Origin of the sequence: Chryseobacterium camelliae (genome assembly GCF_030818575.1) — a bacterium.
GTDB lineage: Bacteria > Bacteroidota > Bacteroidia > Flavobacteriales > Weeksellaceae > Chryseobacterium > Chryseobacterium camelliae_A.
Map to the genome: position 1 here is coordinate 1,615,789 of NZ_JAUTAL010000001.1, position 14,815 is coordinate 1,630,603.

The following is a 14,815-nucleotide window of genomic DNA, read 5'->3' on the forward strand; positions in this document are numbered from 1 at the left end:
TCAGCCAACAATCATCAACTAATTTTAGTTATATTTTGAAGCCAGATCGTTAGCGGCCTGCTTAAGAACGCTGGTGATTGAATCATCAATCTTACCTGCTTTAATCGCAGCCATGGTATCAGGATGCTTGGATCTTAAGAAGTCGATATATTCTATCTGGAATTCTTTTACTTTTCTGATCGGAACGTTTCTCAGCAAGTTTTCAGTACCTGCGTAGATCATCGCTACCTGGCTGTCTACCGGAAGCGGAGAGTTTACAGGCTGCTTAAGTATCTCCACGTTTCTTTCTCCTTTGGAAATTACCGCAAGAGTAGAAGCATCAAGGTCAGAACCGAACTTAGCAAACGCTTCAAGCTCTTTGTACTGAGCCTGGTCAAGCTTCAATGTACCGGATACTTTCTTCATAGACTTGATCTGAGCGTTACCTCCTACTCTGGATACAGAGATCCCTACGTTGATTGCAGGACGCACCCCTGAGTTGAACAGATCAGACTCAAGGAAGATCTGTCCGTCTGTAATGGAGATTACGTTCGTTGGGATATATGCGGAAACGTCACCTGCCTGAGTTTCGATAATCGGAAGTGCCGTTAAAGATCCTCCTCCTTTCACGATTGGCTTAAGAGATTCAGGTAAGTCATTCATCTGGCTCGCGATATTGTCATCAGCAATTATTTTCGCTGCTCTTTCCAATAATCTTGAGTGAAGATAGAATACGTCTCCAGGATATGCTTCACGGCCCGGTGGTCTTCTTAACAGAAGGGAAAGCTCACGGTAAGCAACCGCCTGCTTAGACAGATCATCATAAACGATCAAAGCCGGTCTACCTGTATCCCTGAAGAATTCACCGATCGCAGCACCTGCCATAGCAGAATATACCTGCATAGGAACCGGATCTGATGCGTTAGCAGCAACGATTACCGTATAGGCTAAAGCTCCTTTATCGGAAAGCGTCTTAACAATTTGTGCTACGGTAGAAGCTTTCTGCCCGATCGCTACATATATACAATATACAGGTTTACCTGCATCATAGAATTCTTTCTGGTTGATGATTGTATCGATCGCCACTGTGGTTTTACCGGTCTGTCTGTCCCCGATGATCAGCTCTCTCTGTCCTCTTCCTACAGGGATCATAGAGTCGATCGCCACGATACCTGACTGTAATGGTTCAGTTACCGGCTGTCTGTAGATAACCCCAGGAGCTTTTCTTTCCAATGGCATTTCATATAAATCCCCGGTAATAGGGCCTTTACCATCGATAGCGTTACCAAGGGTATCCACTACTCTTCCTAACATCCCTTCTCCTACTTTGATAGAAGAGATTCTGTTTGTTCTTTTTACGGTATCCCCTTCTCTTACCAATTTACTTTCCCCCAATAAAGCAACACCTACGTTGTCTTCTTCAAGGTTCAGTACAATACCTTCCACATCACTAGAAAACTTTACCAACTCTCCGTATTGTACGTTTTCTAACCCGTAAACGCGGGCAATACCATCACCGATGGTTAAAACTGTACCTACTTCCTCAACGTTGGATTGAGTGTCGAAGTTGGCCAATTGCTGTTTTAAGATCGCAGATACTTCTGCCGGATTTATTTCTGCCATTGTATGGTTGTTTTTTCTTAATTATTTCGATAATGTATATCCAAATTTTATTTTGAATATTTATTAGTTCAAACGGAAATCTTTCTTAATCCCGTTAAGCTTAGATTTTACAGAAGCATCTACCTGCTGGTCTCCTACTCTAAGGATATATCCACCAAGAATTTCAGGATTCACATTCACTTTAAGATCAAATTTAGAATCCGGTTTAACAAGATTGGTAGACTTCAGGATCTGGTCAATATTCTCTTTGGTCAACTGCGTAGCCGTGGTAAGGGTTACTCTTTGCACACCGTTGATGTCTTCAACTTTCTTGATGAATTCCTGAGCGATATTTTTAATCTGGCTTTCACGTCCATGTCTGATCACTAAGGTAATCAGATTTTGGGAAGAAGCAGACAGTCCTTTGAAAATCAGGGATGCTACTTCCACTTTCTTTTTGGTATCAATGTAAGGCGTAAGGAAAAACTTGTTTAAATCCTGAGATTCAGACATCAGTTTTGCCACATCTTTCATTTCAGAAAATACGGTAGCAGTCTGTCCTGATTCATTCGTAAAATCAAGCAAGCCCTGGGCGTATCTTTTAGCTACTTTAGAGGTAAGCATGCTTAGTTAAGGTTTGATTTGTTTAAATAATTCTGAACTAATTCATTTTGTGCTTCACTGTTATCCAGCTTTTGCTTCAGGATAGACTCGGCAATATTTACAGAAATAGTTCCGATCTGAGTTTTGATATCAGCCATCGCTGCATTTTTCTCAGTTTGAATCGTTTGTTTAGCAGCTTCAATCATTCTGTCTCCTTCTGCTTTAGCCGCATCTTTAGCCTCTCCTACGATTCTGTCCTTGATCTCTCTTGCTTCTTTAAGAATAGCATCTCTTTCGATTTTTGCCTCACGGATGATTCTTTCATTGTCTTCCTTCAGTGTTTCCATTTCTTTTCTGGCTAAAGTAGCCTGATTAAGGGCATCCACAATAGAAGTCTCTCTGTCATTAACAGCGTTAACGATAGGCTTCCACGCAAATTTTGCCAGAAGAAACAACAGGATAACAAAGGTAAGCGTCATCCAAAACAAAAGTCCAATTCCAGGTTCAATAATTCCCATATCTGTAAATTCTTTTTTTAATACTAATTTTTTATGGATTTTTTAAAAATTCTTAGCAGCAGCCAACCGCTATACTGCTAAGAATATTTTTTTCTGAGGATCAATTACTTGATGAAAGCACCGAAGATGATCGCAATAAGACCAGCACCTTCAATAAGACCAGCAGCAATAAGCATTGCTCCCTGAATCTTACCAGCTTGTTCCGGCTGTCTAGCGATAGCGTCCATTGCGTGACCACCAATTTTACCGATACCAAGACCTACTCCTAGTACTGCTAAACCGATACCTACGTAAATTAATCCTGCTCCAGTTGATAAATCCATAATGATAAATATTTATAGTTAAAATTTATTTTTTATTAATGAGCTGCTGAATGCTCTTCATGATGACCATGTTCGTGCTCATGTTCTGCTACAGCAATACCGATAAACAATGCCGATAAAACTGTAAAAATATATGCCTGTAATGCTGCAACCAATAATTCAAGTACAGATACAAACAGGGCTAATGGTACAGAAGCAAATCCTAAATATGGCGTTTTGAAAATGAAGATCAGGGAAATGATCGCTAAGATCATAATGTGACCTGCCGTAACGTTGGCAAAAAGTCGCATCATCAAGGCGAAAGGCTTTGTAAATATTCCGATGATCTCGATAGGAACCATAATAGGATACAATAAGATCGGAACCGGTGGCATAAAAATATGTTTCCAGTAATCTTTATTGGCGCTGAATAATGTAATTAACAACGTAATGATTGCCAATACAGCCGTTATAGCAATATTTCCGGTAAGGTTAGCTCCTCCAGGGAAGAACGGGATCAATCCGAAAAGGTTATTGAACCAGATAAAGAAAAATGCGGTTAAAAGATAAGGCATATATCTTTTGTATTTCACAGATCCGATATTCGGAATAGCCACTTCATCTCTGATGAACACGATAACAGGCTCCATTACTTTCCCGATCCCTTTAGGAAGCTGTGATTTCTTATATCCTCTTGCCATTCCTATAAATACTACCGCCATAAAAATAACTGACAGTAACATAGATGCTGTATTTTTGGTAATTGATAGATCAAAGAAAACTTCATTTGATTTCTGTTTCCCGCTGATCAGAGCAAAAAGAGTTGCTTTTTGAATTCCTTTAGTAGATACTATCTGCCCGTGTTCTAAAGTGTATCCGTCATGTTCATGACCATGGGCAATATCTTTGGAAAGAAACGTATGCCATCCTTCATTATCTTTAATAATCACCGGCAACGGAATAGAAAAGTGGTGCTCCTCACCCTGATCATCTTTTGTAGTCCACAAATGCCATTCATTAGAATCTCCAATGTGTTCCATAATCATTTCAGTAGCATTAAAACCTTCCTTATGTTCAATTTTTTCAGCCGGCATTTCGCCTTCAGAAGTATGCTGGGCAGTAACAAAACTGCTCACCAATACCAATAAAAATGCGAAAAATAATGAAGAAATCTTTCTGTTCATATCTCTTTTTTAATCGTGTGCAAATATATTGATTTTATTAAACTTTACCAATATTAAAAATTGATTTTTATCATCAAAAAAATCAGGATTTATTAATGAGTTTTATTACTGATCCGTAAATAAGTATGGAAGCAGCGATGAAGCAAATCACAATAAACAAAAAATTCTCCCGGGTCTTATCAATGACCATCAGTGAAATAACAAGCCAGACCAGATCCTTGGAAATATTAACCGCCAGAAACTTCATCCCTGCATCGGGCTTTCCATAGAGATATTTCCGGAAAACCATATATACAGCCAAATTCAGCAGCACTGCCAGGAGCAGGATAATTAAACAGTTCCCAATATTCATGATGCGAAATTAATATTATAATAGATATAAAAAAAGTCTGGTGACCTGTTATGGTAGATTAGCTGAAGCCATACAGGTTTCAATCATTTAAAAATACTGCATTTGAAATATTTTAAAAATTATTCCGTATTTTTGCACACCTATAATGTACAATAGATTATGTTTAATAGTTTACAGGAAAAATTAGACAAGGCGCTTCATAATATTTCCGGACGAGGAAAAATTACGGAAATCAATGTAGCGGAAACCGTGAAGGAAATCCGGAGAGCATTGGTAGATGCCGATGTTAACTATAAAGTAGCCAAGGATCTTACCAAAAGGGTTCAGGATAAAGCGTTGGGACAGGATGTCCTTACGTCGCTTACTCCGGGGCAGCTGATGACCAAGATTGTTCACGATGAACTAGTGGATCTGATGGGAGGTTCCCAGGAGGGCATCAATCTTTCGGGTAAGCCGTCTGTCATTCTTATTGCAGGACTCCAGGGTTCCGGTAAGACCACATTCTCAGGAAAGCTGGCGAATTATTTAAAAACGAAGAAAAATAAAAAACCTTTATTGGTAGCTTGTGATGTATACCGTCCTGCGGCCATCGACCAGCTTAAGGTTTTGGGAGGCCAGATCGGAGTTCCCGTATATACCGAAGAAGGAGCAACCAATCCTTCTACTATCGCTGAAAACGGAATTAATTTCGCAAAATCAAATGGCCACGATGTTGTAATCGTGGATACGGCCGGACGTCTGGCGATTGATGAGCAGATGATGAACGAGATCAAATCGGTTCATTATTTCATCAAGCCTAACGAAACTTTATTTGTGGTAGATTCCATGACCGGCCAGGATGCTGTAAATACAGCTAAGGCTTTTAATGAAGCCCTGAACTTCGACGGTGTAGTCCTTACCAAACTGGACGGTGATACCAGAGGTGGTGCTGCCCTAACGATCCGTTCCGTTGTTGAAAAGCCGATTAAATTTATCTCTACAGGAGAAAAAATGGAAGCACTGGACCTGTTCTATCCGGAAAGGATGGCTGACAGGATCCTTGGAATGGGAGACGTTGTTTCCTTAGTAGAAAGAGCGCAGGAGCAATTTGATGAAGAAGAGGCCAAAAAACTACATAAAAAGATTGCCAAAAACGAATTTGGTTTTGACGATTTCCTAAAGCAGATCAATCAGATCAAAAAAATGGGGAACATGAAAGACCTTATGGGCATGATTCCGGGAGTTGGAAAAGCGATCAAGGATGTAGAGATCAGCGATGATGCCTTTAAACATATTGAGGCCATCATTTACTCTATGACTCCGGATGAAAGAAGAAGACCTTCCATCATTAATATGCAGAGAAAGCAAAGGATTGCCAAAGGCGCAGGGAGAAAAATTGAGGATGTCAACCAGCTGATGAAACAGTTTGACCAGATGGGTAAGATGATGAAAATGATGCAGGGGCCACAGGGAAAACAAATGATGCAGATGATGAGCAAAATGCCGAATATGCCTGGCATGGGAGGAATGTTCGGAAAATAGGACAAAGACTTTTTAAAATAATATCAAATCCGGTTCAGCAGAGCCGGATTTATTTTTGCATATTCCCTTACATCTGCTTGCAGAATCTGAACCATGTAAGAGCATTTATCTAGTCATAAAACAAGAAATTGTTCTACTCTATCCAACAAAAAAAGCCCCGGGAAATTCCGGGACCTTTACAGATATATGTTCGTTTATTATTTTGCGAATACATATTTAACTCCGAATGTTACAGAAGAAAGCTTTAAACCGAAGTTATAGTTGTTGATTGCCTCACCATCTTTTGGTTTTGTATTGCTGTAACCAAATTCGCCGATAGTTGCTTCAATAGACCAGTTTTTGTTAAGGAAATAATCCAGACCTGGTTTTACGGTTACACCGATTTTAGTGTATTTAGCTTCAGTAGAAGTTGAACTTGTACCAGCTGTACCATTTGTATTTGTAAGGGTAGTGCTGTTTTCAGTTTCAGTTTTTCCGAATTCCATTGGTACTGCCAATTGTCCGAAAATGTACAATTTATCTCCTAAAGTCCAGTATTTTCTTACAAAAGGGCTTGCTACAAAAGCAGGAGTTTTTACTTCATTTTTGCTAGTCGCTGTTGTATTACCCAATACTGTAGTAGAAGTTGTTGTTGTTTTATTAGTCTGATATCCTATACCAACACCAATCGCTACATTTGTTCCTACGAAATACCCTACTGTTGGCAATACATTGAAATTTTCTTGTTTAATGTTTCCGTTTTCTCTTTCTTCCTGAGAGTACCCAACTGATCCTGAAAGATAAGTTGTACCTTTAGAAATCTGAGCGTTAGATAAACCGAATAGTGCTACTGCACCTGCTAATAATACTTTTTTCATTGTATAAAATTTAATACTTTCAGGAGGCAAATTTAGAATGGTCAGCTCTAATATTAAAATTTGTTAACATGATTGAAATCACCCTTTAATATTAGCATTTTCAACATTTAATCCTATCCCCTGCTGTCTGTTTATGTATTGTCATTTTTTACAATAAAAAAACTCCAATTTTTCAATTGGAGTTCAATATGACTGAGTTTTTAATTCTTCTACTTAAGGAAGAAATTATACCCGATATTTATCGCACCTACATTCCAGCTGTATCGTACAGGTCCCAGATCACGCTTGTTGCTGATGGTCTGGTAGCCCAGATAAAGCTCTCCTGTTGACATCTGGTACCCGAATTTCGGCTGTGCATAGAAACCGCCGTCTACACCGTCCTTCACTGAAATACCATAACCCAGGTCTAATCCTACGAATATTGGGGCTCCGGAAAATTTATATTTCCCGGCAACGGCTACAGGAATAAATCCGAAATCATCGAAATTGTCTTTCCCGAAAAAGTGGGAATATCCTGTTGCTACCCCAAGATCAAGTCCTTTCACGATGTTCCACATGTAAGCACCGTCAATACCTAGTGTAAATGATGATGCATCACTGGCATCTGAAACAGGAATACCAATGTGTCCGCCAAGTTTAAAGCCTTCCTGTGCATGAGCTGTTCCTCCGAGCAGTGCAAAAGCTCCTAGTAATAATAACTTTTTCATGTTCTAATAATTTAATTTGATGCTCAAAAATAAGAATAATTTTTGACAATAGAAATCTGGGTCAATAAAAAAAGCGGAACCGACTGGTTCCGCCTTAGACGTTATAACAATTAACAGATCAGAAAGAATATCCAAGTCCTACGGAACCCGTAGGAAGGATGCCGTTTCCTTTCAGGCTTCCTTCATATTCAGCTTCTTCTGCACTGTTGTTCCATTTATAATTATAAGCTCTGTATGAAGCACCAACGTTAAGGTCCAATGTAAATCCTGAATCAAATATCCATTGATATCCCACCCTGAGTCCACCGCCAAATCCGGAAAAATTAATCTCCGTCTTTGAACCTCCGGATGCCTCTGTATCCCCAAAATTAAAGTTGAATCCATTTTCGTCGATTTCAACTTTCCCGCTTAAATAATCAGCAACTAATGCTCCATAAAAACCGGTCATGGCTTCATCGAAATAATATCTTCCCTGTAATCCTCCTCCATAGCTGTTGTATTTATATCCTCCAAGTTTAAATCCTCCGTAACCCGCTCCTACAACACCGGAGATACGGTCTCCGAACTTGTGTTCAAACGATACGAGGTCTGTTCCGCCAAGAAGCGCGGCAGGATTTGCCTTAATAGAATTTTCCTGTGCCATAGCAATTCCATAAATTACCAAAGCACCAACTAATAATAGTTTTTTCATGATAAAAGTTTAATATATTGTTTAATTCGATGGCAAATATATAAAAAAACTCAACATAGCATGAGAATATTATAAATTATTCGTTTTTTACTCTTTTTTCTTCATCATTATAAGCCAGAATAATTTTTCTTACCACAGGATGCCTTACTACATCCTCTTCAGTAAGGTGTACAAAGCCAATTTCTTTTACGTTTTTAAGGATTCTCATAGCCTCCTTCAGTCCGGATTGCTGCTTCGGCGGCAAATCTACCTGGCTTGGGTCGCCGGTGATGATAAACTTAGCATTCATCCCCATCCTTGTAAGGAACATTTTCATCTGCGAGTGGGTAGTGTTCTGTGCTTCATCAAGAATGACAAAAGCATCATCCAGCGTCCTTCCTCTCATAAAGGCCAGAGGTGCAACTTCAATGACTTTTTTCTCCATGAATCCTTCCAGCTTTTCATGAGGAATCATATCACGGAGGGCATCGTATAAAGGCTGTAGATAAGGGTCCAGCTTTTCTTTCAGATCGCCGGGCAGGAATCCAAGGCTCTCCCCCGCTTCCACAGCAGGCCTTGTAAGGATGATTCTCTTTACTTCCTTATCTCTGAGGGCCCTCGCAGCCAGTGCAACGCTGGTATAAGTTTTCCCTGTTCCCGCAGGTCCGATCGCGAAAACCATATCTTTTTTTTCCGTTTCCTTAACAAGCTTTTTCAGATTGGTGGTTTTGGCTTTAATAATCTTTCCGTTAACCCCCTTTACAATGATATCCTGGTCGAATACCAGCTGTTTCTCGTTTTCATCCTTAATATTAAGGATGTTTTCCACGTCTTTGAGCTCAATAGAATTGTTTTTGGATATGAATTTTACAATATCATCAAGTTTCTGCCTGAATATATCCAGAGCCTCCTGATTACCCATTGCAAAGATATAATGGTCTCTCCCGGTTATTTTCAGAGTGGGAAAAGTAGATTTAATTACATTGAAATATTGGTTATTAACTCCATAGAAGATTTTTGCGTCTATATCTTCCAAATCATACGTCAATTCAAACATGCAAATAGTTTTATATTAGATTTTAAATTTAAAGTTTTTTTCTAAATTAATATCAAATTCTTATCCACAATCTTAAGAGCTTTCTTTAATTTTAAATAAATTTGCATAACGACTTTCTATCAGATACAATGTCAATAATAACGCTTACATCAGATTTCGGAAATGTAGACTACAGAGTTTCGGCTATGAAAGGTAAAATCCTTTCCCTGCATCCGGAGGTCAGCATTGTTGACATCAGCCATGATATCCAGGCTTTTAATCTGATCCAGACCTCTTACATCGTCAGGAACGCGTATAAATACTTTCCGAAAGGAACCATCCATATCCTTTCTGTAGACAGCTTTTTCCATAAATCAAGAAAGAACATCCTGTATAAGGCAGACGGCTCTTATTTCCTGGCTGCCGACAACGGATTGCTGAGCCTGGTTTTTTTTGACATCAAACCGGAAGGCATCTATGAGATTACACTGAACAACAGATTTGACGATATCGTTAACTTCACCTCTACCGACATACTCGTCCCTGCTGCGGTGCATCTGGCCAACGGAGGGCTTCCTGAAGTGATCGGGAGGAAAATAGATACTGCCAAGCAGCTGCTTTTTCCAAAACCAGTGTTCAATGAATCTGAAAAAATGATTATCGGGGAAGTGACCTATATTGATAATTTCGGAAATATTATTTCCAATATCAATCAGGACCTGTTTGAAACCATCAGTAAGAATTACGACAATTTTACCATAAAATTCCGCAACCTGAGCCTTTCCAGGGTCTTTTCCAGCCACACGGAAGTTGTGTCCGACTGGGAAAGGGAAACTGAATTCCACGGGCAGTCTGCGGCTATTTTTAATGACAGCCAGCTGCTGGAACTTACCATTTATAAAGGCAGCCGGAAGAACGGAGCAAAAACACTTTTCGGACTGAATGTTGGAGAAAATATTTATATTGAATTTTCCTAAAATTAAATATTTCATAAAAAAATCGTTTTTTTTTATATATTTGTCAAAATCTAAAATTTAAAAATGGCAGAATACAAATTATTGCTTCCTTCCATGGGAGAAGGTGTTATGGAGGCGACAATTATCACCTGGTTATTTAATGAGGGTGACAGCGTTAAAGAAGATGACTCTGTAGTGGAAATTGCAACAGATAAAGTAGATTCAGATGTTCCTACACCGGTTTCGGGAAAGATTGTTAAAATTTTAAAACAAAAGGACGAAGTTGCCAAAGTAGGTGAAGCCATAGCTATTTTAGAAATTGAAGGAGAAGGCGGAACTTCCGTTTCTGAGGAACCTGCTGCAGAATCAGCTGCTCATCAGGACACTCCGGACACTGAAACAATTAAGGCCATCGAGCAGCCTTTACAAGCTACTTCAGGTCAGAAAACGGAGTTTTCAGGTGACCTTTACCTGTCTCCGCTAGTAAAATCAATTGCACAACAGGAAAACATTTCCGAATCTGAGCTTAAATCCATTCAAGGTAACGGCCTGGAAGGAAGAATTACCAAAGAAGATATTCTGGCTTACGTAGCCAACAGAGGGACACAATCCCAACAAGCCGCACCAGTTCAGACTGCACCTGCTACTCCACAGCATGCTGTCGTTTCTGCTCCTGCATCTACAGTAACAGCAGCCGCAGGCGATGAAATCATTCCTATGGACAGAATGAGAAAGCTTATTGCTGAAAATATGGTTAAGGCTAAGCAGATCGCTCCGCACGTAACGTCTTTTATTGAAACGGATGTGACCAATGTAGTAAAATGGAGAAATAAAAACAAAGCTCCTTTTGAAAAACGTGAAGGCGAAAAATTAACGTTCATGCCAATTTTTGTAAGAGCTGTCGTGAAAGCCATCCAGGATTTCCCTATGATCAATGTTTCGGTAAACGGAGAAAACATCATCAAGAAGAAAAACATCAATATCGGTATGGCTACAGCGCTTCCTGACGGAAACCTTATTGTTCCGGTTATTAAAAATGCTGACCAACTGTCACTTTCAGGACTGGCAAAAGCCATCAATGATTTAGCCTATAGGGCGAGAAATAAAAAGCTAAGGCCAGAAGATACACAGGGCGCAACATACACTATTTCAAACGTAGGAAGCTTCGGAAACCTGATGGGAACACCGATTATTCCTCAGCCTCAGGTTGCCATTCTGGCCATCGGAGCGATCGTTAAAAAACCGGCTGTTCTTGAAACTCCGGACGGTGACGTCATTGCCATCAGAAACCTGATGTTCATGTCCCATTCTTATGACCACAGAGTGGTGGACGGATCTTTAGGAGGAATGATGCTGAAACATGTTCACGATTACCTGGAAAACTGGGATCTGAACACAGAGATATAAATACTAAAAAATGAATAATAATTGATTATTAATATCAGATCATCAATATCATAACTGACTACCTCCGGAAAATCCGGAGGTTTTTTATTTGAATTATCATTAAAATAATTTTATCTTTAATCAAACTGTATCTCCCGGAATTTAAATCCGGAAGATTACCTGAACCAAAAAAAATATAACAGACCTTTAACACCGCTACATTTTACCTTTACCATAAAGACAATGCTGAAATACATCACCCGCCTTCGCGAAAGCATCAGGAGATCATTTGACAATATCAGGAATGAGCAGCTGAAACATAACCTGCTTCAGGCTATCCCGTTCTGGATCGGATCTGTGATTACCGGTTTTATAGCAGTGATGTATGCTAAGATCTTCGCATGGGGAGAGAGCCTTTTGCATTTCATCCTGAACTGGCACGACTGGATGATTTTTATTATGGCTCCTATGGGATTCGTCCTGTCCTGGTGGCTGGTAAAAGAGTTTGCGCCTAATGCCAAAGGCAGCGGAATCCCTCAGGTAATGGCTGCCGTGGAACTGGCCAATCCTAAGGAGCACCGGAAAATCCGAAGTTTATTAAGTTTAAAAATCATTGTCTTTAAAATCCTTTCGTCGGTAGTCCTGGTGATCGGCGGTGGTGCCGTCGGACGCGAGGGCCCGACTATTCAGATTGCCGGATCGGTTTTCAGAAAGGTAAACGAATACCTACCGGAATGGTGGCCGAAGATTTCCAAAAAGAATATGATCATGACAGGTGCTGCAGCAGGACTTGCCGCTGCTTTTAACACCCCGCTCGGTGGAATTGTATTTGCCGTGGAAGAGCTGTCTAAAACGCATATCAATTACTTCAAGACAGCACTCTTCACCGCTGTAATTATTGCAGGACTCACCGCACAAACGCTTGCCGGCTCTTATCTTTATCTCGGTTATCCCAAGACGAATGACGTCTCTCTGATGGTGATGTTCCCGATCATCCTTGTGGCAGGGATTGCCGGCATCTTGGCCAGCCAGCTGTCGGTAAGTATGATGAAGATCAATTCCTGGAAAAAGAAGGCCCTGAAATCTGACCGTTTTCAAATATGGTTTTTAATTGGCTGTGCCATGATGATCGCTTCTGTATCTGTATTCATCAGCCGGGAAATCCTGGGATCCGGAAAAGAAATCATGGAACGAATCCTTTTTACTGAAAACAAGCACGAAGAATGGTATATTCCCGTACTTAGAATCTTAGGTCCTGCCCTTTCTTTCACTTCAGGAGGAGCCGGAGGGATTTTTGCTCCAGCCCTTACAGCCGGAGCCAGCATCGGCTCTGTAATTTCGGGCGCACTTCATTTAACATCACATGAAACCAACGTTGTGGTTCTTGGCGGTATGGTGGCTTTTCTGACGGGAATTACAAGGGCTCCTTTTACCTCTGCTATCATTGTCCTTGAAATGACCGACAGGCATTCCCTGATCTTTCATCTGATGCTGGCTGGGATGATTTCTTCCATTGCATCGATTCTGGTGAGCCGGCATTCCCTATATGACCTGTTAAAAATGAGCTTTTTGGCAGAGATAAGAGCGGAAGATCAAAAGGATTAGTCTTTATGCATCAGCTGCAGGTCTTTCATTGCATTCAATACGCCTTCTGCAGCCTGATAATCGGTCATTTTAATAACCAGTTTATCCACTTCAGACTTTGAGCCCCGAAATCGGGTTGTTACAATATTCAGGTAACAAATATTGTTGCTTCTTAATGAAATTTTATGGAATTTAATCACTTTATCCAGGTCCCAGAAATCACCTTCATCCACAACACGCCCTTTCTTATTGATGGAATTGATTTTAACCCTTCCGCCTTCAAATTCGGCCCGTAACCCTTGCCAATCATAATCTCTGTCAATCCCGAATTCGTTGATGGCATTACCGATGAAACGCCGAGCTTCTTCAGCATTGGCATATTTTCCGAAAACATCGGTCTTTCCGTTCTGGTAGATGATCTGGTAAATATCCGATTTATGAATAGAGTGAAGAGGCCCATCCGTGTTATCGATCTCCTTATAGGTGACCAAATCCGGGTTTACCTCAATAATTCTGACATCAGCCTGCTCACCATTTTTCATTTGGATTTTATCCTGGCTAAAGCATAGTGAACATAGGCACATTAGCGGTACAATATAATTTTTGTTTTTCATGGTCATTATTAAGAAATACGAAAATACGGAAAAGTGCAATTAAATTACTGAAAACTTGTATGGATTATAAAATTACCTTACTTTTGCACCTCGAAATAATTACTAAATTTATTTACATTATGAACAATTACGAAACTGTTTTCATTTTAACTCCCGTTCTATCTGACGCACAGGTGGAGGAAGCAGTGAAAAAATTTGAAGATCTTTTAAAAGAAAGAAACTGCGAAATCGTTGTCAGAGAAAACTGGGGATTAAAGAAACTTGCGTATCCGATCCAACTGAAAAAGAACGGATTCTACACGCTGATTGAGTTTAAAGGAGAAGGAAACGTTGTTGCTGATCTTGAATTGGCATTCAAACGTGACGAGAGAGTGATCCGTTACCTTACTACAAAACTAGACAAGCATGCTGTTGAGTACGCTGTAACAAGAAGAGCTAAGGCAAAAGCAGCTAGAGCTTAATTTATTAACCCAATTTTATTAAAAAAGACAAGACATGGCAATAGACGAAATGGCTAAACAAGCCTCAGCTGGAGGAGAATCTGAAGTAAAATTCCTTACTCCGCTTGATATCAATACAAAATCTGAGAAGAAATATTGTAGATTCAAAAAATTCGGAATTAAGCACGTTGATTACAAAGATGCTGATTTCTTATTACAGTTCGTAAACGAGCAGGGTAAAATCTTACCAAGAAGATATACCGGAACCTCTTTGAAATACCAGAGAAAAGTTTCTGCTGCAATCAAAAGAGCAAGACACCTTGCATTGCTTCCTTACGTAGCTGACTTATTAAAATAAAAATATTGCAATTAGCCATGAGCACTCCGCTTCTGGCTTTTTGTTGCTGAATACATCATTAATTCTAACTTGATTTTAGATTTCGGATACAGATTTAAGATAGAGGCACTGCCATACATCTAAATTTCTAACATCTAACTTCTAAC

The 14,815-nt window shown here is 39.8% G+C and carries 17 protein-coding genes; 6 read left to right on the forward strand and 11 right to left on the reverse strand.

Annotation, left to right across the window (positions count from 1 at the left end; translation table 11 throughout):
- Window positions 1–24 precede the first annotated feature (24 nt).
- The 6 genes from atpA to QE404_RS07350 form a co-directional block, all read right to left on the reverse strand.
- On the reverse strand, window positions 25–1,602 hold the full coding sequence (gene atpA / locus QE404_RS07325; protein WP_307448603.1) for a F0F1 ATP synthase subunit alpha: 1,578 nt from the start codon (window positions 1,600–1,602) through the stop codon (window positions 25–27).
- Window positions 1,603–1,665: 63 nt separating this feature from the next.
- The gene (atpH, locus tag QE404_RS07330) at window positions 1,666–2,205 is read right to left on the reverse strand and encodes an ATP synthase F1 subunit delta (protein WP_307448606.1); all 540 of its coding nucleotides are present in this window, start codon (window positions 2,203–2,205) and stop codon (window positions 1,666–1,668) included.
- A gap of 2 nt (window positions 2,206–2,207) precedes the next feature.
- Window positions 2,208–2,702: a F0F1 ATP synthase subunit B gene (locus tag QE404_RS07335; RefSeq protein WP_307448608.1), complete on the reverse strand. Its 495-nt coding sequence runs from the start codon at window positions 2,700–2,702 to the stop codon at window positions 2,208–2,210.
- 104 nt (window positions 2,703–2,806) lie between these two features.
- Window positions 2,807–3,025, reverse strand: coding sequence for an ATP synthase F0 subunit C (locus QE404_RS07340; RefSeq protein WP_007844726.1), 219 nt, complete (start codon window positions 3,023–3,025; stop codon window positions 2,807–2,809).
- A 35-nt stretch (window positions 3,026–3,060) separates the two neighbouring features.
- Complete coding sequence (gene atpB / locus QE404_RS07345; protein ID WP_307448628.1) at window positions 3,061–4,188, reverse strand: F0F1 ATP synthase subunit A; 1,128 nt, start codon at window positions 4,186–4,188, stop codon at window positions 3,061–3,063.
- A gap of 82 nt (window positions 4,189–4,270) precedes the next feature.
- Complete coding sequence (locus tag QE404_RS07350) at window positions 4,271–4,540, reverse strand: hypothetical protein (RefSeq protein ID WP_307448630.1); 270 nt, start codon at window positions 4,538–4,540, stop codon at window positions 4,271–4,273.
- A gap of 159 nt (window positions 4,541–4,699) precedes the next feature.
- Here QE404_RS07350 and ffh point away from each other — a divergent pair, with 159 nt between their 5' ends.
- Entirely contained in the window at window positions 4,700–6,061 is a 1,362-nt protein-coding gene (gene ffh / locus QE404_RS07355) for a signal recognition particle protein (protein ID WP_307448633.1), read from the forward strand.
- Between the two features lie 197 nt (window positions 6,062–6,258).
- Here the strand turns inward: ffh and QE404_RS07360 are convergent, their stop codons facing one another.
- The 4 genes from QE404_RS07360 to QE404_RS07375 form a co-directional block, all read right to left on the reverse strand.
- Window positions 6,259–6,918 (reverse strand): outer membrane protein, encoded by a 660-nt coding sequence (locus QE404_RS07360; protein WP_307448637.1) that lies wholly within the window; start codon window positions 6,916–6,918, stop codon window positions 6,259–6,261.
- A 209-nt stretch (window positions 6,919–7,127) separates the two neighbouring features.
- Window positions 7,128–7,625 carry a hypothetical protein gene (locus QE404_RS07365; protein ID WP_307448640.1) on the reverse strand — a complete coding sequence of 166 codons (498 nt, stop codon included), beginning with the start codon at window positions 7,623–7,625 and terminating at the stop codon, window positions 7,128–7,130.
- 118 nt (window positions 7,626–7,743) lie between these two features.
- The gene (locus QE404_RS07370; RefSeq protein ID WP_307448643.1) at window positions 7,744–8,316 is read right to left on the reverse strand and encodes a DUF3575 domain-containing protein; all 573 of its coding nucleotides are present in this window, start codon (window positions 8,314–8,316) and stop codon (window positions 7,744–7,746) included.
- Window positions 8,317–8,392: 76 nt separating this feature from the next.
- Window positions 8,393–9,352: a PhoH family protein gene (locus QE404_RS07375; protein ID WP_307448646.1), complete on the reverse strand. Its 960-nt coding sequence runs from the start codon at window positions 9,350–9,352 to the stop codon at window positions 8,393–8,395.
- 128 nt (window positions 9,353–9,480) lie between these two features.
- Here QE404_RS07375 and QE404_RS07380 point away from each other — a divergent pair, with 128 nt between their 5' ends.
- The 3 genes from QE404_RS07380 (at window position 9,481) to QE404_RS07390 (ending at window position 13,278) form a co-directional block, all read left to right on the forward strand.
- Window positions 9,481–10,308: an SAM hydrolase/SAM-dependent halogenase family protein gene (locus QE404_RS07380; protein WP_307448648.1), complete on the forward strand. Its 828-nt coding sequence runs from the start codon at window positions 9,481–9,483 to the stop codon at window positions 10,306–10,308.
- 63 nt (window positions 10,309–10,371) lie between these two features.
- Window positions 10,372–11,694, forward strand: a complete 1,323-nt coding sequence (locus QE404_RS07385) for a dihydrolipoamide acetyltransferase family protein (protein WP_307448650.1) — start codon at window positions 10,372–10,374, stop codon at window positions 11,692–11,694.
- A gap of 222 nt (window positions 11,695–11,916) precedes the next feature.
- Window positions 11,917–13,278 carry a chloride channel protein gene (locus QE404_RS07390; protein WP_307448653.1) on the forward strand — a complete coding sequence of 454 codons (1,362 nt, stop codon included), beginning with the start codon at window positions 11,917–11,919 and terminating at the stop codon, window positions 13,276–13,278.
- Here the strand turns inward: QE404_RS07390 and QE404_RS07395 are convergent.
- The gene (locus QE404_RS07395; RefSeq protein ID WP_307448656.1) at window positions 13,275–13,799 is read right to left on the reverse strand and encodes a hypothetical protein; all 525 of its coding nucleotides are present in this window, start codon (window positions 13,797–13,799) and stop codon (window positions 13,275–13,277) included. The genes QE404_RS07390 and QE404_RS07395 overlap by 4 nt on opposite strands.
- Before the next feature lie 191 nt (window positions 13,800–13,990).
- Between QE404_RS07395 and rpsF the strand changes: the two genes are divergently transcribed.
- Complete coding sequence (rpsF, locus tag QE404_RS07400; protein ID WP_294210694.1) at window positions 13,991–14,332, forward strand: 30S ribosomal protein S6; 342 nt, start codon at window positions 13,991–13,993, stop codon at window positions 14,330–14,332.
- 34 nt (window positions 14,333–14,366) lie between these two features.
- Entirely contained in the window at window positions 14,367–14,669 is a 303-nt protein-coding gene (rpsR, locus tag QE404_RS07405) for a 30S ribosomal protein S18 (RefSeq protein ID WP_100074406.1), read from the forward strand.
- The last annotated feature ends 146 nt before the right edge of the window (window positions 14,670–14,815 follow it).

Excerpts from the sequence above, each read along its gene's own strand:
- rpsR (WP_100074406.1), top strand. The coding sequence starts at position 14,367 with ATGGCAATAGACGAAATGGCTAAACAAGCCTCAGCTGGAGGAGAATCT.
- QE404_RS07340 (WP_007844726.1), bottom strand. The coding sequence starts at position 3,025 with ATGGATTTATCAACTGGAGCAGGATTAATTTACGTAGGTATCGGTTTA.
- QE404_RS07335 (WP_307448608.1), bottom strand. The coding sequence starts at position 2,702 with ATGGGAATTATTGAACCTGGAATTGGACTTTTGTTTTGGATGACGCTT.
- QE404_RS07375 (WP_307448646.1), bottom strand. The coding sequence starts at position 9,352 with ATGTTTGAATTGACGTATGATTTGGAAGATATAGACGCAAAAATCTTC.
- atpA (WP_307448603.1), bottom strand. The coding sequence starts at position 1,602 with ATGGCAGAAATAAATCCGGCAGAAGTATCTGCGATCTTAAAACAGCAA.
- QE404_RS07390 (WP_307448653.1), top strand. The coding sequence starts at position 11,917 with ATGCTGAAATACATCACCCGCCTTCGCGAAAGCATCAGGAGATCATTT.
- QE404_RS07395 (WP_307448656.1), bottom strand. The coding sequence starts at position 13,799 with ATGAAAAATGGTGAGCAGGCTGATGTCAGAATTATTGAGGTAAACCCG.
- QE404_RS07365 (WP_307448640.1), bottom strand. The coding sequence starts at position 7,625 with ATGAAAAAGTTATTATTACTAGGAGCTTTTGCACTGCTCGGAGGAACA.
- QE404_RS07370 (WP_307448643.1), bottom strand. The coding sequence starts at position 8,316 with ATGAAAAAACTATTATTAGTTGGTGCTTTGGTAATTTATGGAATTGCT.
- atpH (WP_307448606.1), bottom strand. The coding sequence starts at position 2,205 with ATGCTTACCTCTAAAGTAGCTAAAAGATACGCCCAGGGCTTGCTTGAT.
- ffh (WP_307448633.1), top strand. The coding sequence starts at position 4,700 with ATGTTTAATAGTTTACAGGAAAAATTAGACAAGGCGCTTCATAATATT.
- QE404_RS07380 (WP_307448648.1), top strand. The coding sequence starts at position 9,481 with ATGTCAATAATAACGCTTACATCAGATTTCGGAAATGTAGACTACAGA.
- QE404_RS07350 (WP_307448630.1), bottom strand. The coding sequence starts at position 4,540 with ATGAATATTGGGAACTGTTTAATTATCCTGCTCCTGGCAGTGCTGCTG.
- QE404_RS07360 (WP_307448637.1), bottom strand. The coding sequence starts at position 6,918 with ATGAAAAAAGTATTATTAGCAGGTGCAGTAGCACTATTCGGTTTATCT.
- rpsF (WP_294210694.1), top strand. The coding sequence starts at position 13,991 with ATGAACAATTACGAAACTGTTTTCATTTTAACTCCCGTTCTATCTGAC.
- atpB (WP_307448628.1), bottom strand. The coding sequence starts at position 4,188 with ATGAACAGAAAGATTTCTTCATTATTTTTCGCATTTTTATTGGTATTG.
- QE404_RS07385 (WP_307448650.1), top strand. The coding sequence starts at position 10,372 with ATGGCAGAATACAAATTATTGCTTCCTTCCATGGGAGAAGGTGTTATG.